Genomic DNA, 16461 nt, shown 5'->3' with positions numbered 1-16461 from the left:
ATTAAGCTAACCAGTACTAATTACCCGTGAGGCTTAACCATACAACGCCAAAGTGGTTTTACACGCTAGAAGTTAGTGTTACTAAAGTAGTGTTTTACGAATTATCAGAATTTCCGAATTTTAAGAATTAAACAAGGTGAACGAAAAAGCAATATAGCGAAATCAGTTCATCTTGCGCAAATGAAATGCTCGTGCGATGCACGATGTCATTAAACATTTGCACCAAGACTTTGCTTGGTGATAATAGCGTTTTGGACCCACCTGACCCCATGCCGAACTCAGAAGTGAAACGAAACAGCGTCGATGATAGTGTGGCATTTGCCATGTGAAAGTAGAACATCGCCAGGCTCCTAATTAAGTGAAAAGCCCATCCAATCGGATGGGCTTTTTGCGTTTTGGGGTTGTAGGTCAGGTAAGCGTAGCGCCATCCGACGTTTAAGAGAGTCCCTCAGCAGCAGCTAAACTGGCTCACTTCACCTTCACTGCGTTCGCTGCCGTTAACCCTTTGCACTATATTCACCTTGCGCAAAAAGAGCGTGTTCGGCTTCGCTCATGTCGCAAACCTTTTGCACTGTAGCGCACCAAGCTCCCATTACGATAAACCTGTTGTAGAAATGCAGCGGGTTTTTTGTAGAGTGTAGTTTTGTTGGTCGAGCTAGCTAAAAGTGGCTACTGAATCGCAGAAGCTCTCTCATTGGTGGCTAGATCCAGCAGCTATTAAACTGACTTATCTTATGTAAAAGCTATTATGATTGTCCATTATTTCGCATTTATTCTGAAGGAGGTAGACTTGTTCATCCCACTTAACCTATAGCATATTTGTCGAATATATATCTCTTGATTAAATTACTTCGGCGAAATTGGCGTTAAGTGCGTTACATTGTGATTTGTATTTGAGAAAGTCCCCAAAAAAGGTTTAAAATTACAACTGTTGTGTTAATGTGAATAAAAGCCGCATCTAATCTCGTTATTCAATATAAGCTATTTTCAAACAAGGAGTATGCATATGAAAGTAATCCCCCAACATCTGCTTAAGTTAATATTCGGAGGCTATAGTGGAGCTGATCATGGTGGTTCTACAGGTGGAGGTACTGGTGATGGTATAGAGCCACCAGAACAGTAGGTAATGACTTTATTTAAGTGTAGGAACCTCGATTAAGTTCGCGGTTTCTACAGACTGAAATTTAGCTTATTTTTGCGGGATAAGCGGTATGTCTTCAGCACGTCCACCTTTTACCTCTTTCCTATTTTTGTGGTGGTGTGCTTAACGACCCCTATGCTTGAAGATTCGACCCCTGAGGCTGATAGTCAAAAGAATATTTAAGGGTAAATATGACGCGAGGCTTTTAACCATTATATTGATACTGAACGTCAGTAATTTGTTAGCTGAGGTTTTTAATCGCGTTACTTAAACCAGCGAGTGTCAATGGATACATACGACCATCCATGGCACCTTCAATTATCCCAATTGACTGATAGTAAGGCCAGTACTCTTGAGGTTGAGGATTAAGCCAAGCGACTTTGTCAAAGTGGTTCGTGAGCCGTTGTAACCATGAGGCTCCTGGCTCACTGTTCCAATGCTCAACACTGCCGCCAGAGTATGTGATTTCATATGGCCCCATTGTGGCATCGCCTACAAAAATCAGTCGGTAGTCCTTTCCAAAGCGATTAATCAACTTGAATGTGTCAATTAGGCTAGCTTCGCGTCGACTATTGTCTTGCCAAACATGTTCATATACGCAGTTGTGAAAGTAGAAGAACTCCAGGTGCTTAAATTCACTGTGAGCGGCACTAAATAGCTGTTCACACAGGTGTATGTAATCGTCCATTGAGCCACCGATATCGAACAGCATAATCACGTTGACGGCGTTGTGTCGTTCAGGCGCCATTTTTACATCCAGCATGCCACCTTGTTTAGCGGTTGCTGCAATTGTTTCGTTTAAATCGAGTTGATCGCTGGCTCCACTTCTTGCGAATTTACGCAGCTTTTTAAGAGCAAGTTGCATAGTACGACTAGAAATTTCACTATCGGCATCAAGGTTACGGTATTGCCTTTTGTCCCAGACTTTAACTGCTCTGCGTTGGCGGCTTCCATCCTGGCCAATTCTAACGCCCTCTGGGTTATAGCCGTATGCACCAAAGGGGGATGTGCCACCAGTACCAACCCATTTATTGCCACCGGCATGGCGCTTTTGCTGCTCTGCTAAGCGTTGTTTCAGCGTGTCTATGAGCTTATCTAAACCACCCATAGCCTCAATTTCGGCTTTTTGCTCTGGAGTAAGGTGTTTCTCAAACTCTTTTCGTAGCCAATCTTCTGGTAAATCAGTGTTTTTCTTCAGTTGGCTTAAGTAATCGATGTCTTCAATACCGCGAAAGTAATCAGCGAAAGCGCGGTCAAATTTGTCGTATTGGGTTTCATCTTTTACGAAAATAGTTTTACTTAATTCATAAAATGCATCTAAATTCGAAAATGCTAAGCCATGGTTAAGCGCATTGATACAATCGAGCAACTCTCGAGGAGAGACTTTTAGTCCGTATCTTCTGAGTGTAAAAAAGAAATCGATTAGCATAATTTACCGTTTACTCATGAAAGCTAGTTTTTCGATGAGACTAACATCTTGTTCATTTTTTAATAGTGCCCCAAATAGCGGCATTAGGCCTCCAGCATGGCTTTGATCTCGAAGGGTACTGATGTCAATATCCTCAGCCATCAACAGTTTAAGCCAATCTAGCAGCTCGCTGGTGCTAGGTTTTTTCTTCAAGCCAGGTATTTCTCGTAGCTTAAAAAATGATTCTAATGCCTGCTGTACCAAATCGTTTTTGATGTTTGGGTAATGTACATCAATGATCTGTTTCATCTGTTCAGGCGATGGAAAATCAATATAGTGAAAAAAGCAGCGGCGAAGAAAAGCGTCTGGAAGTTCTTTCTCATTGTTTGATGTGATGATCACAATCGGGCGTACTTTAGCACTAACTCTTTCCCCCGTTTCATAAACATGAAACTCCATTTTGTCGAGTTCAAGTAGTAAGTCATTGGGAAACTCTATATCTGCTTTATCAATTTCGTCAATCAGCAGTACAGGGCGTTGAGTGCCTTCAAATGCTTGCCACAACTTACCTTTTACTATGTAGTTGCTAATATCATGAACTTTCTGATCACCTAATTGACTGTCTCTTAAGCGAGACACTGCGTCATATTCATATAAGCCTTGTTGTGCTTTGGTGGTTGACTTGATATGCCACTGGATCAGTTCTGTATTCAGACTGTTGGCTAGTTCTTGTGCAAGCATAGTCTTGCCTGTTCCGGGTTCGCCTTTTATTAATAAGGGTTTTTCGAGCACAACCGCAGCATTCACGGCTTGTTTAAGTGCATTACTGGCTATGTAGTTATTAGTACCTTCGAAGCTCACAATAATTTCCTAAGGATCTGGTCTGATGAGGTTATAGTGCCATAAAACCAAGGCATAACTCTAGGCGTGAGATCTATTTCGCATATTCATTTTCACAAATGTACTTAAAGCGTGGTATTGAGACTCCGTCTATAATTACCTGTTCGATAAACATACTCAATGGGCGTACCCAAAAATCAAAATCGCCATACAAAGTTTGATATACAACCATAATTTCGCCTGTTTCGCTGTGGGTTGCTAAATGGTGCACTTTGTAATGGGCGCCTTTGTAATGTTGATAAATACCCTGTTTTAATGATTGTTGCATTGTTCGCTCCTGTTGCAGTGCGGTATACTCGTTTGTTATTGAGAGTGCCAACATGGCTAAGTAATGAATTATATTTCTATAGATGAGTTTAAAAAAGCTTGGGTATTCAAGCATCAGGATTTACCCATAGATATAGCTGATCTTAACGCAATAAAACTAATGAGCCGAGAACGTGCTGGGGTACTATGGAGTACCATGGTTTCCAGAGAAAAAGACCACCCTGACTTTTTCACTAAATCAGAGTGGCCAGGAAGTGAAGATACCTGGAGTGAGCAGGTGAGTTGGGAGAAACCATGGGAAGATGGTCAACAGATATTGCCGCAAGAGATATGTTCTTTTTTAAATTGGGAAGACAACACAACGGTTTACTTCTGTTTGTCACGGGACCAGATAATAGAAACCCGTTTTGAGGTATTTAAGCGTTGCTGGCAGAACTTTATGTTCTTAGCTGACGGCAGCTTATTATTGGGTAAAAAGCGTGACGCGGTGGTACAGTTTCTTGAAAACGGTAACGCTAAACTAGGGCTGCGAGCGAAAGGCTAGCCTGCCGGTGCTTACCATGCTATAACTTTTCTCAGTTGATGGAGGGTGTGTGGTAAAGCAAAATATAGCGGATAGTAAGCAAAGCAACCTGTGGCAAAATGAGCACGAGCGATTACAGTTTGCAGAGCTGGTTAACGTGTTTTATGCACGGGAAATCCCGCTTCTAGCGAAGCAGTATAGCGGTGAGCAGTTGCAGCGTAAATTATTGAGCTTACCATACTATGTTGAGAGGGCTGCTCGACATATCACTCAGGGTGAGGTGCCGTTACAATTAGATAGTCAAAATGGCTGTTGGTTGGCATCACAAAAAAAGACGCTGCCACAATTTGACCAACATAAAAACCATAGCTTTTTTTCGCAAAAAGCAAAAGTTGGATTAGTGGTACCGGTGCTGATCTGCGAGTCGGGGTATATGCAGGTAGTCATGGACAGCTTAGATCAAGTGAGGGACAATGCAGTACATTGTAACCAGTATGGTTGGTTTGCTAGTTCAGGTGTCAGTCATCAAAGCACCTTTAAGTTGTACACACCAACAAAGCTGTTAATGACTGCGGCCTGCTGTGGCCACCGTTGGCAATACGAAAAAGTCGTTGCGCCCCGCTTGCTAAGCTTAAGAGAAATGCTGCTTGCCAGTATGATAAATTGGACCAATGTTAAAGCGACTAAACAACGACACCATTAACGTGAATTATGCAATAGCCTTGTATTTGGGAGGCTAGCCAGTGCGTCTATTTCAATTAATTTTACTGAGTTTAGTGCTGTTTTTGCAGTACCGTTTATGGTTTGGCAACAACGGTATTCAAGACTATACGCAAATCAAAAGCGCGGTCAATTCACATCAAGCGCTCAACGCCAAGTTATCAAAGCGCAATAAGCTACTTAAAGCGGATATTGAAGATCTAAAACTCGGTCTAGAAGGGGTTGAAGAGCGAGCACGCCACGAGCTTGGCATGATCAAAGAAAACGAAACATTTATTCGGGTTTTACCAAGAAAACACAATGAATCAAACCATTAAAATTGCTGCCATAGTCCCTGCAGCCGGGGTGGGTAGTAGAATGCAAGTCGGCTATCCAAAGCAGTACCTAAAAGTTGTAGGTAAAACAATCTTAGAACATACCTTAGATAAGTTAGGGGAGCTTAGCGAGCTTTGTAAAATCGCAGTCGTGGTCAGTGAGGATGATGAATATTTCAGCACATTGAGATTTTCAGATCAAAGGATTCTGCGAGTCGGTGGCGGAAAAGAACGAGCTGATTCGGTATTGAATGGGCTATATGCATTGGCCGAAACGCAGCCTGACTGGGTATTAGTGCACGATGCTGCTCGCCCTCTGGTATTAGCTAGTGATATTCGTTCCTTGATTAACGAGTGTGTGTTTTATAATGAAGGTGGCATTCTAGCTGCAAAAGTAAAAGATACTATTAAAAGGGGAGATACACACAGCCTTGAAACGGTTCCCCGCGAGCATTTATGGCAAGCTCTAACCCCTCAATTTTTTCCTTATGAAAAACTCAAAAGTGCCCTAGAGCAAGCGCTTAGTAAAGGTATTTCTATTACCGATGAAGCGTCAGCAATGGAATGGGCACAGCAGAGTGTTAAACTCATACCAGGTCGCAGCGACAACATTAAAATAACCACCCCAGAAGATTATGACTTAGCGTGTTTTCTATTGGCAAAACAGCGGGAGAGTAAAAGTAATGATTAGAATTGGCCATGGTTTTGACGTACACAAGTTTGGTGGCGGGGGTCCTTTGACCATTTGTGGAGAAAAAATCCCTTACCAGCATGGTTTTATTGCGCACTCTGATGGGGATGTTGCTATTCATGCTTTATGTGATGCACTGCTTGGCGCATTAGCGTTGGGTGACATAGGTAAGCACTTCCCTGATACCTCGGACGAATTTGCAGGTATTGATAGTCGTATTTTATTGCGTCGTGTAGTAGCGCAAATGAAGGACATGGGTTATCGGCTTGGAAATTGTGACGTTACTATCGTTGCCCAGGCTCCAAAAATGAGACCTCACATTGATGCGATGCGTGAGAATTTAGCCAAGGACTGCGAAGCTGATATAACTCAAGTTAATGTTAAAGCGACCACCACAGAAAAGCTTGGCTTTGAGGGGCGTAAGGAGGGCATATCAGCCCATGCAGTAGTGGTGTTGATGAAAACATGAAACAGTTAAATTATTTATATGGCCAACCATTGTCACGAGGTGATTTTAAAAGCTCAGCTGAAGACTTCATGGTCGATGAGATCTTGGATATTCCGCTCAGTGGTGAAGGTGAACATGTATGTTTGCAAGTGATAAAAAAAGGCGAGAACACACAGTTTGTTGCCAAACAAATAGCTAAGCTAGCTGGCGTAGCGCCTCGGGATGTTAGTTATGCTGGGTTAAAGGACCGTCATGGCGTTTGCAGTCAATGGTTTAGTGTACCTGTAGCGATCAAAAAGCATATTGACTTCAGTGCACTCAACAGTGACAGCGTATTTATTGTTAAACAAACTAGGCATAATCGCAAGCTACGTACGGGCTGCCATAGTGGTAACCATTTCAAAATTATTCTGCGTAATGTGGATACTCCTCTTGATATATTGTCTCGAATCAATGCGGTACGTCAGGGAGTTCCCAATTACTTTGGTGAACAGCGTTTTGGCCATGGCGGTTATAATCTTGAGTTGGCGGAGCGTTTATTTGCAGGAGAGCAGATCCGTGATAAGAAGTTACGCGGTATCGTAATATCAGCGGCACGCTCACATATCTTTAATCAGTTAGTGAGCCTGCGAGTGGCCGAGCATGGCTTAGCGAAAACTTGGCACAGAGAAGTTTTTCTACTCAGTGGTAGTAACGCATTTTTTGAAGATGACATCAGTGATGAAACCATCGCCCGTTTAAGTAGTGGTGATATCATGTTATCAGCACCTATGGTTGGCAAGGGTGAAAAAGGCTTGGTAGAGCAAGAAAGGCAATGGATAGAGCCATATAGTGCTTGGCAACAGAGCCTAGGCCAGTTAGGCTTAAAAACAGAACGACGGGCGTTGCGCTTGATACCGAACCAATTACAGGTCGAAACGATAGATAGCGCTACCATTAAATTGTCGTTTAGTTTACCAAAAGGGACATTTGCTACGGCTGTATTAAGAGAGTTAGTACAGCATCGTGATGCAAGTAAAGATAACTTTAATCAAGAGGTCGTTGATGCGAATCCTGCTTAGTAATGATGATGGTGTTCACGCTAAAGGTATTGCGGTTTTATATCAGGCGCTCAAACAAATTGCACAGGTAACGGTGGTAGCGCCGGATCGTAATTGCAGTGGCGCGAGTAGTTCATTGACGCTACTTAACCCACTGCGTGCCACTGTTTTGGAAAATGGCTTTATTTCCGTGAACGGCACTCCGACCGACTGTGTACACTTGGGTGTTAGCCAATTGATGGATGAACTGCCAGATCTTGTGGTGGCGGGTATCAACTGTGGCGCAAATCTAGGAGATGATACTTTGTACTCTGGGACAGTTGCTGCGGCTACAGAGGGACGACATCTAGGCCTGCCTGCGATTGCCGTATCTTTGTGTTCCAAAGAAGAAGCCCATTATGAAACCGCTGCACAAGTGACGCTAGATATTATTAAGCAATTACAGAATCATCCATTACCTAGAGATCAAATCATTAATATCAATGTGCCAGATATTCCGATCACGGAACTTAAAGGCGCGAAAGTTTGTCGCCTTGGAGCTCGCCATAAAGCTGAAACTATGACTAAACAGCAGGACCCTTGGGGGAGAGATGTGTTTTGGTATGGAAGCTTAGGTTCGGAGAGTGATGCTGGAGAAGGAACGGACTTTCATGCTGTGAACAATGGTTATGCTGCGATTACACCTTTAAAAGTTGATATGACTGCGCATGACAGCCTCGACGCGGTGGCTAATTGGTTGAAAGAGGGAAAGTAGCCGTGCTCAGCAGCTATAAACGAAGTGCCCATGCGCTAGTACAGCAGCTAAGAACTCAGGGCGTACAAGATGAACAGGTGCTAAAGGTGATGGAAAGTACGCCTCGGCATCTATTTGTCGATGATGTATTACAACATAAGTCATACGAAAATACCGCATTGCCTATCGGTCAGGGACAAACCATTTCACAGCCTTACATTGTTGCAAAAATGACTGAGGTTCTTAGGCAAGTAGGTGTTGTTGGGAAAGTGCTTGAAATAGGCACAGGCTCAGGTTACCAAACAGCTATCCTTGCACAGTTATTCGAAGAAGTGTGTAGTGTCGAGCGTATTAAAGCATTGCAGTGGCAAGCCAAGCGTCGTTTGCATATGCTTGATTTGTATAATGTCGCTATGAAACATGGAGATGGATGGCAGGGGTGGCAATCTAAGGCACCTTTTGCTGGTATCATTGTTACGGCAGCTGCAAAAGAGGTTCCAAAGCAGTTACTAGCTCAGCTTGAAGATGAAGGTGCATTGATTGTTCCTTTAGGGGAGCAAGAGCAACAGCTTACTTTGTTTGTTCGTAAGGGGGAGCAGTTCGTTGAGCATCGTCTAGCACCAGTGAGGTTTGTTCCTTTGGTCGCTGGAGATATTATCTAATTTAAAAGACTACAACTGTGCGTTGTTCAGTTTCACAATATCATAAAACAACAATAAAAATAAAAGGTGACGAATGCTTAAAACATACTTGTTGATACTGACAACTGTTTGTATGTTATTAGCTGGATGTTCAAGTCGCCATACACCTGCGCCAGTCACTAGCTTATCATCTGGTAAGTCCAGTTCATCACAAAAAATTCATATAAAAAATAACCGATATCAGGTTCAAAAAGGAGATACGCTTTTTGCCATTGCTTTTAGCGCAAATAAAGATGTTAGAACAATTGCGCAAATAAATGGAATTAAGCCGCCTTACGTGATTTACCCAGGCCAAATGATTTATGTAGAGAATCCTCAAAATAAAAATAAAAAGCGCAAAAAATACACAATCAGTACCGATAAGTCCAGTAAAAAGAAACAAAAAAATAACAAAATTACGAAAAAAGAGCTTGATCAGCCAAAACAACGAGAGTATGTTCAAAAACATAGCAGTAAAAATGACAACGAATCTAAAGTTATATTTTCCAATAAGGTACGTTGGCGTTGGCCTGCCGTTGGTAAGGTGACTAAACGTTTTTCTAGTAAAGAAAATGGTTATAAAGGACTTCAAATCACCAATGTAGAAGGGGCCCCGGTTAAGGCGGCTGCTGATGGGGTTGTTGTATATGCTGGCAGTGCCTTGAGAGGATACGGTAATTTGATCATTTTGAAACACAATGACGATTATCTCAGTGCTTATGCACATAACTCGAAGCTAGAGGTCACTGAGCAGCAAAAAGTTAAAGTTGGGCAAAAAATTGCCGAAATGGGTAGTACAGATGCCACTAAAACAGCGTTACGTTTTGAAATTCGTTTTAGAGGTCAAGCTGTTAATCCGGTTAAATATTTGCCAAGTAAGTAGTGGCGTCACTAGAGAGTTAAAGCGTCACTATTCATTCACTTGGGAGGATGCGTATGGCTCAAACTGCAAATGTTAAAACCAAAAAAACGGACGATTTTGATGAAAAGCTCGACGAGCTTGATGTGGATAGCTCAAAAGCCGAATTGTTGGAAGACATTGATGATGATGATGACATCTTCGCCAAAGATGAAAACGTCAAAAACCTAGATGCAACTCAGCTTTATCTCGGAGAGATTGGTTTTTCACCGTTGCTAAGTGCGGAAGAAGAGGTTTATTACGCACGTAAAGCGCTCAAAGGTTGTGAAGCTTCACGTAAGCGCATGATTGAGAGTAACTTACGTTTAGTTGTAAAGATATCACGTCGCTATAACAATCGAGGTTTAGCGTTACTCGATCTGATTGAAGAAGGTAATCTTGGTTTAATCAGGGCTGTGGAAAAGTTTGATCCTGAGCGCGGGTTTCGTTTTTCAACCTATGCAACTTGGTGGATTAGACAAACCATAGAACGTGCCATCATGAACCAGACGCGGACAATTCGCTTACCTATCCACGTGGTAAAAGAATTGAATGTGTACTTGCGTACAGCAAGGGAGTTAACTCAGAAGCTTGACCATGAGCCAACCGCTGAGGAAATTGCACAGTGTTTAGATCGCCCAGTAGAAGATGTGACTAAAATGCTGCGCTTAAACGAAAAAATCACCTCTGTAGATACACCAATTGGTGGCGATAATGACAAGGCGCTGTTAGATATTATCGCGGATGAAAAGGGTCACGGCCCAGAAAGTGAGGTACAAAGCAACGATATTAACAATCATATCATCGACTGGTTAGGTGAATTGAACCCCAAACAACGAGAAGTACTGGCAAGACGATTTGGTCTTTTGGGCTATGAGCCTTCTACTTTGGAAGATGTTGGTAGGGAAATCGGTCTAACTCGTGAACGTGTGCGTCAGATACAGGTTGAAGCATTAAGACGCCTAAAAGACATTTTGCAACATGAAGGCTTAAGCACAGACAGCTTATTCGAACAGTTATAAATCGATCTTTAGTAGTAGTTGCAAAAAAACCACCTTTATTGGTGGTTTTTTGTTTATCTAGACAAGGTGTTAGACAAGCGATTGCTTTAGCTTATAAAGCAGCGCATGCGCTTCTCTGGGACTTAACTCATCGGGGTCAATATCGCGCAATGCAAGCTCAACTTTTGAAGGCGTCGGTTCAGGTAAAGCAAATGAATGCTGAGTTGGCATAGGCTCAACTACACTTTGATGATTTTCTAACTGAGTTAGTTTTTGTTTTGCTAGTTGCAAAACAGGCTTTGGCACACCTGCTAACCCGGCAACCTGCAGGCCAAAGCTCTTGCTGGCTGCGCCTTCCATGACAGTGTGTTTAAATGCAATAGTGTCGTTATGTTCCACTGCGTCTAAATGAACATTTACCAGTCCTGGCTGTTGTTGGGCCAATTCCGTTAGTTCAAAATAATGCGTTGCAAACAGCGTCTTAGCTCCGAGTTGGCGAGCGAGATAGTCAGCAGTCGCGTACGCTAATGATAAACCGTCATAGGTACTTGTGCCGCGACCAATTTCATCCATCAACACCAGCGATTGCTCAGTAGCATTATTGAGAATAGTTGCGGTTTCGGTCATCTCTACCATGAATGTTGAACGCCCTGAAGCAAGGTCGTCACTGGCTCCAATACGTGTGAAGATCCTATCAACTTGTCCAATACTCGCTGAGCTTGCTGGAACATAGCTTCCAATATGTGCCATCAAAACAATCAAAGCGGTTTGGCGCATATATGTTGATTTACCTCCCATGTTTGGTCCCGTGATAATGAGCATCTTGCGCTGCTTGTTTAGGTGTACCGGGTTGGCAATAAATGGGTCTTTGCTGACTTGCTCTACAACAGGATGGCGTCCTTGTTCAATGTGTAACTCGTTGCCATCAGTAAGGGTTGGTTTGCAATAGTCAAGCGTTTGGGCTCTTTCAGCCAAGGTATTGAGCACATCTAGATCTGCAAGCGCAGCAGCCATAAGTTGTAGCTGCTCCAGATAAGGCGCTATAAATTCAAATAGCTGCTCATATAATTGCTTTTCTAAGGCTAATGCTTTGCTTTGACTACCCAGTACTTTATCTTCATGTTCTTTAAGTTCTGGAATGATATAGCGCTCATTGTTTTTTAGCGTTTGGCGTCGAATATAATCCGCTGGCACCAAATGAGAGTTGGCACGGCTGATCTCGATATAGAATCCATGTACTTTGTTGTAGCCGATTTTTAGTGTGCTGATCCCGGTGCGCTGTCGCTCGCGCTCTTCTAGCTTGTCTAAGATATCGGTAGCACCTTGACTTAACGAGCGCCATTCATCTAGTTCTGCATTATAACCTGTGGCTATAACGCCGCCATCACGAATTAAAATCGGCGGGTTATCGATAATGGCGCGTTCTAGCAAATCTTGTAGTTTTGGTAATGCTGGGGATTGAGCACAAATTTGTGCGATGCGTTCATCGTCACTTTCTTGTAGTAACTGGTGCAATGGCCCAAGAGCTTGCAGGGCGCTTCTTAGTCTTGTCAAATCTCGTGGTCTTGCATTACACAGAGCCAAACGAGCTACGACCCGTTCAATGTCGCCAATTTGCTTAAGCGCTTCATAGGTATCTAAACACAATTGCGTTTCAATTAGGCTGGAAATTGCGTTTAGCCTAGCATTAAGTTCTTTTCGGTTACGTATGGGTGTATGAATGCGACGTTTTAATAAGCGTGACCCCATAGAGGTGGCCGTCTTATCCAGTATCTGAGCCAAGGTGTTGTCAATGTTTCCGGAGAGATTGAGTGTAAGCTCAAGGTTCTTTCGCGTTGCGGCGTCTAAGATTACAGCATGTTCATTTTTTTCTAGGGTAACGGCGCGAATATGTGGCAATGCAGTTCGTTGTGTATCTTTTACGTATTGCATCACACAGCCTGCTGCAACCAAAGCTGTATGGGCTTGTTCGACACCAAAACCTATAAGATCTTTGGTTTGGAATTGCTGGCATAACAAGTGTTTAGCGGTATCTAAATCAAACTCCCAGTCAGGACGGCGGCGGGCCCCTTTATACTGTTCTATAAGGTGTAGGTTTTTAAAAGATTCAGGATAGAGCAGCTCAGCAGGTTGTAAACGTTGCAGTGTAGAACTAAGAGCTTCATCTGTTTTTAATTCTACAATACTGAACTGACCTGAATTAATATCGAGGTACGCGACACCATAATGGTGTTGTTTGTCTTGCCACAATGCGGCTAGCAGATTGTCCTGACGCTCTTGTAGCAATGCTTCATCTGTCACTGTACCTGGTGTCACTATGCGTACAACTTTACGTTCTACAGGCCCTTTGCTGGTGGCTGGATCACCGACCTGTTCACAAATGGCAACCGATTCACCCATTTGCACCAAGCGCGCCAGATAGTTTTCCACTGCATGATAGGGCACGCCAGCCATAGGAATGGGAGCGCCAGATGCTTTGCCACGATGAGTTTGTGATATATCTAATAATTGTGCGGCACGAATAGCGTCATCGAAGAACAGTTCATAAAAGTCGCCCATACGATAGAACAATAAAATATCTTGGTGCTCAGCTTTAATCCTGAGATATTGCTGCATCATTGGGGTTTGTTGTTTTATAGTATGTTCTGAATATAAATCTATCGACATGCATCTACCTAAGAGGTTGAATATGGAGCTAAACCAAGAGATTAAGACTCTGGCTGCACAGTTGGGGGCTATTTTAACGGATAAACGTTTGACAATCACTACCGCTGAATCATGTACGGGTGGTGGTATTAGTTACGCGTTGACCGATACATCTGGTAGTTCAGCATACGTAGACAGATGTTTTGTCACTTACAGCAATGAAGCGAAACATGCACTGCTGGGTGTAAATGAGCAAACCTTAAATAGTACGGGAGCGGTTAGTGAGCAAACTGTACAAGAAATGGCTATTGGCGCGGCAAAGCAGGCCAACGCGGATATAGCGATCTCAGTCTCTGGTATAGCTGGGCCCAACGGCGGTTCAGATGATAAGCCGGTTGGACTTGTGTGGTTTGCAATTAATGTGCGAGGAAAGGTGAGCACCTATAAGCAGGTTTTCTCGGGAGATCGTAGTTATGTTAGATTGCAAGCAATTGCTTTTGCTCTAAAAAATACGGTTTCATTGATTCAACCGTAAAAATGTACTTGATACTGTGATTCTATACAGTATACTGAGCCCATTACGCTAGATTGGAGAAGCATATGAACGATAACAAACAAAAAGCGCTCGACGCAGCATTATCACAAATTGAACGTCAGTTTGGTAAAGGTTCAATCATGAAATTGGGTGACAGCCAAGCATTGGACATTGAATCAATTTCTACAGGTTCATTGGGTATTGATATTGCGTTGGGTATAGGTGGTCTACCAACAGGCCGTGTTGTTGAGATTTATGGTCCAGAATCATCAGGTAAAACCACTTTGACGCTGCAAGTTATCGCAGAAGCACAAAAGCAAGGTAAAACATGTGCCTTCGTTGATGCTGAACATGCTTTGGATCCAGTCTATGCAGAAAAACTAGGTGTTAATGTTAATGAACTTTTAGTTTCTCAGCCTGATACGGGTGAGCAAGCGCTAGAAATTTGCGATATGTTAGTACGTTCAGGTGCTGTCGATGTGGTTATCGTTGACTCCGTAGCAGCATTAACGCCAAAGGCTGAAATTGAAGGTGACATGGGAGATGCTCACGTTGGTTTGCAAGCTCGTTTAATGTCACAGGCATTGCGTAAATTAACCGCAAATATCAAGCGCTCAAACACACTGTGTATTTTCATCAACCAAATCCGTATGAAAATTGGTGTGATGTTTGGTAACCCAGAAACCACGACTGGTGGTAATGCGCTTAAGTTTTATGCTTCTGTTCGTATTGATATTCGCCGTATTGGCTCTGTTAAAGAGGGCGATGAAGTAGTGGGTAACGAAACCCGCGTTAAAATCGTTAAAAACAAAGTAGCGCCGCCATTTAAGCAAGCCGAGTTTATTATCATGTATGGTGAGGGGATCTCGAAACAGGGTGAATTGATAGACCTAGGCGTGAAACATAAACTGGTTGAAAAGTCGGGTGCGTGGTATAGCTACAACGGTAGTAAAGTAGGTCAGGGTAAATCTAACTCTATTAAGTTCTTAAAAGAAAACCCAGAGATTGCCAACGAGATCGAGGGTAAATTAAGAGAGATGCTTTTACTACAGGCTACTATCAAGCCTGAAGAAGGTGAAACCCCAGCTTTAGCTGCAACGGATGTTGAGCTATAAGCAAAACAATTAAGCGTAAGAGCCCAGCATTGCTGGGCTTTTTTATAGCTGGAGGCTGAGTCTCATGATTAAAACCCAATTCAGTAGAGAGTATACTTATGTGAGTGTTTTTGACTAAAACACATATTTGGCCGAGAGTTGTAAGCGATTAAGGTCGCCATCTATATTCGCTTCGGTATCTCGAGTTGCGACTTTGTATTCAATACCAAATGTGAGTTGTTTAGCTGGTGAGTATAACAAGTTGGCACTGTAGCTTTGCGTTGACTTGGTTGGGTTGCCTGTAATGGCAAATAGGTTTTCATCGTTATCAGCAAAGAAGAAAGAGTATAAGAATGTCGAGCGAAACTGATCATTCCAATGGTGTTGATAACTAACAAAGCCTGAAGTTGAATCAATTGTCTGTAAGTTATTGCCATTAAAAACAGCGCCGTTAGCCACGTTTAAACCTACATACCTACCTAACCCTTGGCCTTGGGTCAACATGAACTTAAGATTGTTTTTACCAAAGTTTACTCGTGCTGAAGCACTCACTCCGAATGAGGTTTCTGTTTCATCGGCATTACCCTCTTTATAGGTTAATTGTCGTGCTAAAGCTGCAACAACAAAGTGTCCCCAATCCGCGTTATAAGTGTAGCGAGCTGTAAAATCAGGCATGCTTGCGTCGTCTGTCTCTACGCGTCCGCTGTCTGCGGTCGTTACTGTACTTTCTGGATTTTCTGCAGAAAATGACCAATTCCCAGTGCTGTATTTTACCATGGCTTGGCGTACGAATACGGTACCTTCTGCCGGACCAATAAAGTCTAATGTTTCAGGTAATGCGGAAACGTTTTGAAAGTTACTCCATGCTTGTCCAAACAGCCATCCTTTATACGTTACAAAGGCTTGTCTTAATCTTGGCGAGTATGAGTTTGTGACGCGCTCATTCCCGCCTGTAGAAGCAATAAAATCCAGCTCAATCTTGGTTTTGATCTCGCTGCCATCGTCCAATTTGGTATTCGTTGCCAGATTGAATCGTGATTGACGAGCATGCATATCAAAAACCGCACCGGACGAGGTGCTAGAAGAAATGGGGGTTGTTCCTGGTACGTAAAAGTCTCGCCCTAAGCTGTCGCCACTTAGCGAGCCATCAGAGAAGTCACTCCAGATAGCGTCGAGTTTTACATAACCACCGTACTTCACTTCAGTTTGATCGATGGCGGTGGCCATTACTGGCATGCTTAGTACGCTTAGAGTACCGAGCGCAATGATTGTTTTTTTGGTGCAATGTGGTGTTGTCATAATCGTAGTTCCTGTGAAGCGACTTATCGCTCTGATTTTTGTCGCTTGGTAAAAAACGTCGATATCCACTTTTGATGAAGGGTGGTAATTACTCAATTACCTATTGGTCTATACGACTAAGGT

Annotated in this window: 17 protein-coding genes and 1 rRNA gene; 13 read left to right on the top strand and 5 right to left on the bottom strand. The window is 42.9% G+C overall.

Annotated elements, in window-relative coordinates; genetic code table 11:
* The first annotated feature begins 233 nt into the window (after window positions 1–233).
* Window positions 234–348 (top strand): 5S ribosomal RNA (gene rrf, locus BIW53_RS18565).
* Between the two features lie 1034 nt (window positions 349–1382).
* Here the strand turns inward: rrf and BIW53_RS18560 are convergent.
* The 3 genes from BIW53_RS18560 to BIW53_RS18550 all read right to left on the bottom strand — a co-directional run bounded on the left by BIW53_RS18560 (window position 1383) and on the right by BIW53_RS18550 (window position 3717).
* Window positions 1383–2570, bottom strand: a complete 1188-nt coding sequence (locus BIW53_RS18560) for a vWA domain-containing protein (protein ID WP_070993495.1) — start codon at window positions 2568–2570, stop codon at window positions 1383–1385.
* Between the two features lie 3 nt (window positions 2571–2573).
* Complete coding sequence (locus BIW53_RS18555; RefSeq protein WP_070993494.1) at window positions 2574–3410, bottom strand: AAA family ATPase; 837 nt, start codon at window positions 3408–3410, stop codon at window positions 2574–2576.
* 73 nt (window positions 3411–3483) lie between these two features.
* Window positions 3484–3717, bottom strand: coding sequence for a DUF1653 domain-containing protein (locus BIW53_RS18550; RefSeq protein ID WP_070993493.1), 234 nt, complete (start codon window positions 3715–3717; stop codon window positions 3484–3486).
* 63 nt (window positions 3718–3780) lie between these two features.
* Here BIW53_RS18550 and BIW53_RS18545 point away from each other — a divergent pair, with 63 nt between their 5' ends.
* From BIW53_RS18545 to rpoS, 10 genes are all read left to right on the top strand, one after another.
* Window positions 3781–4260: a DUF2947 family protein gene (locus BIW53_RS18545; RefSeq protein ID WP_070993492.1), complete on the top strand. Its 480-nt coding sequence runs from the start codon at window positions 3781–3783 to the stop codon at window positions 4258–4260.
* A 49-nt stretch (window positions 4261–4309) separates the two neighbouring features.
* Window positions 4310–4942 carry a hypothetical protein gene (locus BIW53_RS18540; protein ID WP_070993491.1) on the top strand — a complete coding sequence of 211 codons (633 nt, stop codon included), beginning with the start codon at window positions 4310–4312 and terminating at the stop codon, window positions 4940–4942.
* A 40-nt stretch (window positions 4943–4982) separates the two neighbouring features.
* Window positions 4983–5276, top strand: coding sequence for a cell division protein FtsB (ftsB, locus tag BIW53_RS18535; protein ID WP_070993490.1), 294 nt, complete (start codon window positions 4983–4985; stop codon window positions 5274–5276).
* Entirely contained in the window at window positions 5260–5964 is a 705-nt protein-coding gene (gene ispD / locus BIW53_RS18530) for a 2-C-methyl-D-erythritol 4-phosphate cytidylyltransferase (RefSeq protein ID WP_070993489.1), read from the top strand. The genes ftsB and ispD overlap by 17 nt, the downstream gene beginning before the upstream one ends.
* Window positions 5957–6433 (top strand): 2-C-methyl-D-erythritol 2,4-cyclodiphosphate synthase, encoded by a 477-nt coding sequence (gene ispF, locus BIW53_RS18525; protein ID WP_070993488.1) that lies wholly within the window; start codon window positions 5957–5959, stop codon window positions 6431–6433. The genes ispD and ispF overlap by 8 nt, the downstream gene beginning before the upstream one ends.
* Window positions 6430–7473: a tRNA pseudouridine(13) synthase TruD gene (gene truD / locus BIW53_RS18520; RefSeq protein WP_070993487.1), complete on the top strand. Its 1044-nt coding sequence runs from the start codon at window positions 6430–6432 to the stop codon at window positions 7471–7473. Before ispF ends, truD begins: the two co-directional genes overlap by 4 nt.
* A complete protein-coding gene (surE, locus tag BIW53_RS18515; RefSeq protein WP_070993486.1) occupies window positions 7457–8206 on the top strand; it encodes a 5'/3'-nucleotidase SurE in 750 nt (249 codons plus the stop codon). The genes truD and surE overlap by 17 nt, the downstream gene beginning before the upstream one ends.
* A 2-nt stretch (window positions 8207–8208) precedes the next feature.
* On the top strand, window positions 8209–8847 hold the full coding sequence (locus tag BIW53_RS18510; RefSeq protein WP_070993485.1) for a protein-L-isoaspartate(D-aspartate) O-methyltransferase: 639 nt from the start codon (window positions 8209–8211) through the stop codon (window positions 8845–8847).
* A 73-nt stretch (window positions 8848–8920) separates the two neighbouring features.
* Window positions 8921–9748: a peptidoglycan DD-metalloendopeptidase family protein gene (locus BIW53_RS18505; protein ID WP_070993484.1), complete on the top strand. Its 828-nt coding sequence runs from the start codon at window positions 8921–8923 to the stop codon at window positions 9746–9748.
* A 53-nt stretch (window positions 9749–9801) separates the two neighbouring features.
* Entirely contained in the window at window positions 9802–10785 is a 984-nt protein-coding gene (gene rpoS / locus BIW53_RS18500) for an RNA polymerase sigma factor RpoS (protein ID WP_070993483.1), read from the top strand.
* 69 nt (window positions 10786–10854) lie between these two features.
* Here the strand turns inward: rpoS and mutS are convergent, their stop codons facing one another.
* Window positions 10855–13431 carry a DNA mismatch repair protein MutS gene (mutS, locus tag BIW53_RS18495; RefSeq protein ID WP_070993482.1) on the bottom strand — a complete coding sequence of 859 codons (2577 nt, stop codon included), beginning with the start codon at window positions 13429–13431 and terminating at the stop codon, window positions 10855–10857.
* A 22-nt stretch (window positions 13432–13453) separates the two neighbouring features.
* On the opposite strand from mutS, the gene pncC reads away from it, so the two are divergent.
* A complete protein-coding gene (pncC, locus tag BIW53_RS18490; RefSeq protein ID WP_070993481.1) occupies window positions 13454–13945 on the top strand; it encodes a nicotinamide-nucleotide amidase in 492 nt (163 codons plus the stop codon).
* A 65-nt stretch (window positions 13946–14010) separates the two neighbouring features.
* A complete protein-coding gene (gene recA, locus BIW53_RS18485) occupies window positions 14011–15060 on the top strand; it encodes a recombinase RecA (RefSeq protein WP_070993480.1) in 1050 nt (349 codons plus the stop codon).
* A gap of 114 nt (window positions 15061–15174) precedes the next feature.
* Here the strand turns inward: recA and BIW53_RS18480 are convergent, their stop codons facing one another.
* Window positions 15175–16338, bottom strand: coding sequence for a DcaP family trimeric outer membrane transporter (locus BIW53_RS18480; protein WP_070993479.1), 1164 nt, complete (start codon window positions 16336–16338; stop codon window positions 15175–15177).
* Window positions 16339–16461: the final 123 nt, after the last annotated feature.

It is taken from the genome of Pseudoalteromonas byunsanensis (assembly GCF_001854475.1).
In the GTDB taxonomy this organism is placed as follows: domain Bacteria; phylum Pseudomonadota; class Gammaproteobacteria; order Enterobacterales; family Alteromonadaceae; genus Pseudoalteromonas; species Pseudoalteromonas byunsanensis.
This window is presented reverse-complemented; position numbering and strand designations above follow the sequence as displayed.

Coding starts and splice junctions, on each gene's coding strand:
- BIW53_RS18560 (WP_070993495.1), bottom strand. CDS start 2,570: ATGCTAATCGATTTCTTTTTTACACTCAGAAGATACGGACTAAAAGTC.
- BIW53_RS18550 (WP_070993493.1), bottom strand. CDS start 3,717: ATGCAACAATCATTAAAACAGGGTATTTATCAACATTACAAAGGCGCC.
- BIW53_RS18545 (WP_070993492.1), top strand. CDS start 3,781: ATGAATTATATTTCTATAGATGAGTTTAAAAAAGCTTGGGTATTCAAG.
- ispD (WP_070993489.1), top strand. CDS start 5,260: ATGAATCAAACCATTAAAATTGCTGCCATAGTCCCTGCAGCCGGGGTG.
- ispF (WP_070993488.1), top strand. CDS start 5,957: ATGATTAGAATTGGCCATGGTTTTGACGTACACAAGTTTGGTGGCGGG.
- truD (WP_070993487.1), top strand. CDS start 6,430: ATGAAACAGTTAAATTATTTATATGGCCAACCATTGTCACGAGGTGAT.
- surE (WP_070993486.1), top strand. CDS start 7,457: ATGCGAATCCTGCTTAGTAATGATGATGGTGTTCACGCTAAAGGTATT.
- BIW53_RS18505 (WP_070993484.1), top strand. CDS start 8,921: ATGCTTAAAACATACTTGTTGATACTGACAACTGTTTGTATGTTATTA.
- rpoS (WP_070993483.1), top strand. CDS start 9,802: ATGGCTCAAACTGCAAATGTTAAAACCAAAAAAACGGACGATTTTGAT.
- mutS (WP_070993482.1), bottom strand. CDS start 13,431: ATGTCGATAGATTTATATTCAGAACATACTATAAAACAACAAACCCCA.
- pncC (WP_070993481.1), top strand. CDS start 13,454: ATGGAGCTAAACCAAGAGATTAAGACTCTGGCTGCACAGTTGGGGGCT.
- recA (WP_070993480.1), top strand. CDS start 14,011: ATGAACGATAACAAACAAAAAGCGCTCGACGCAGCATTATCACAAATT.
- BIW53_RS18480 (WP_070993479.1), bottom strand. CDS start 16,338: ATGACAACACCACATTGCACCAAAAAAACAATCATTGCGCTCGGTACT.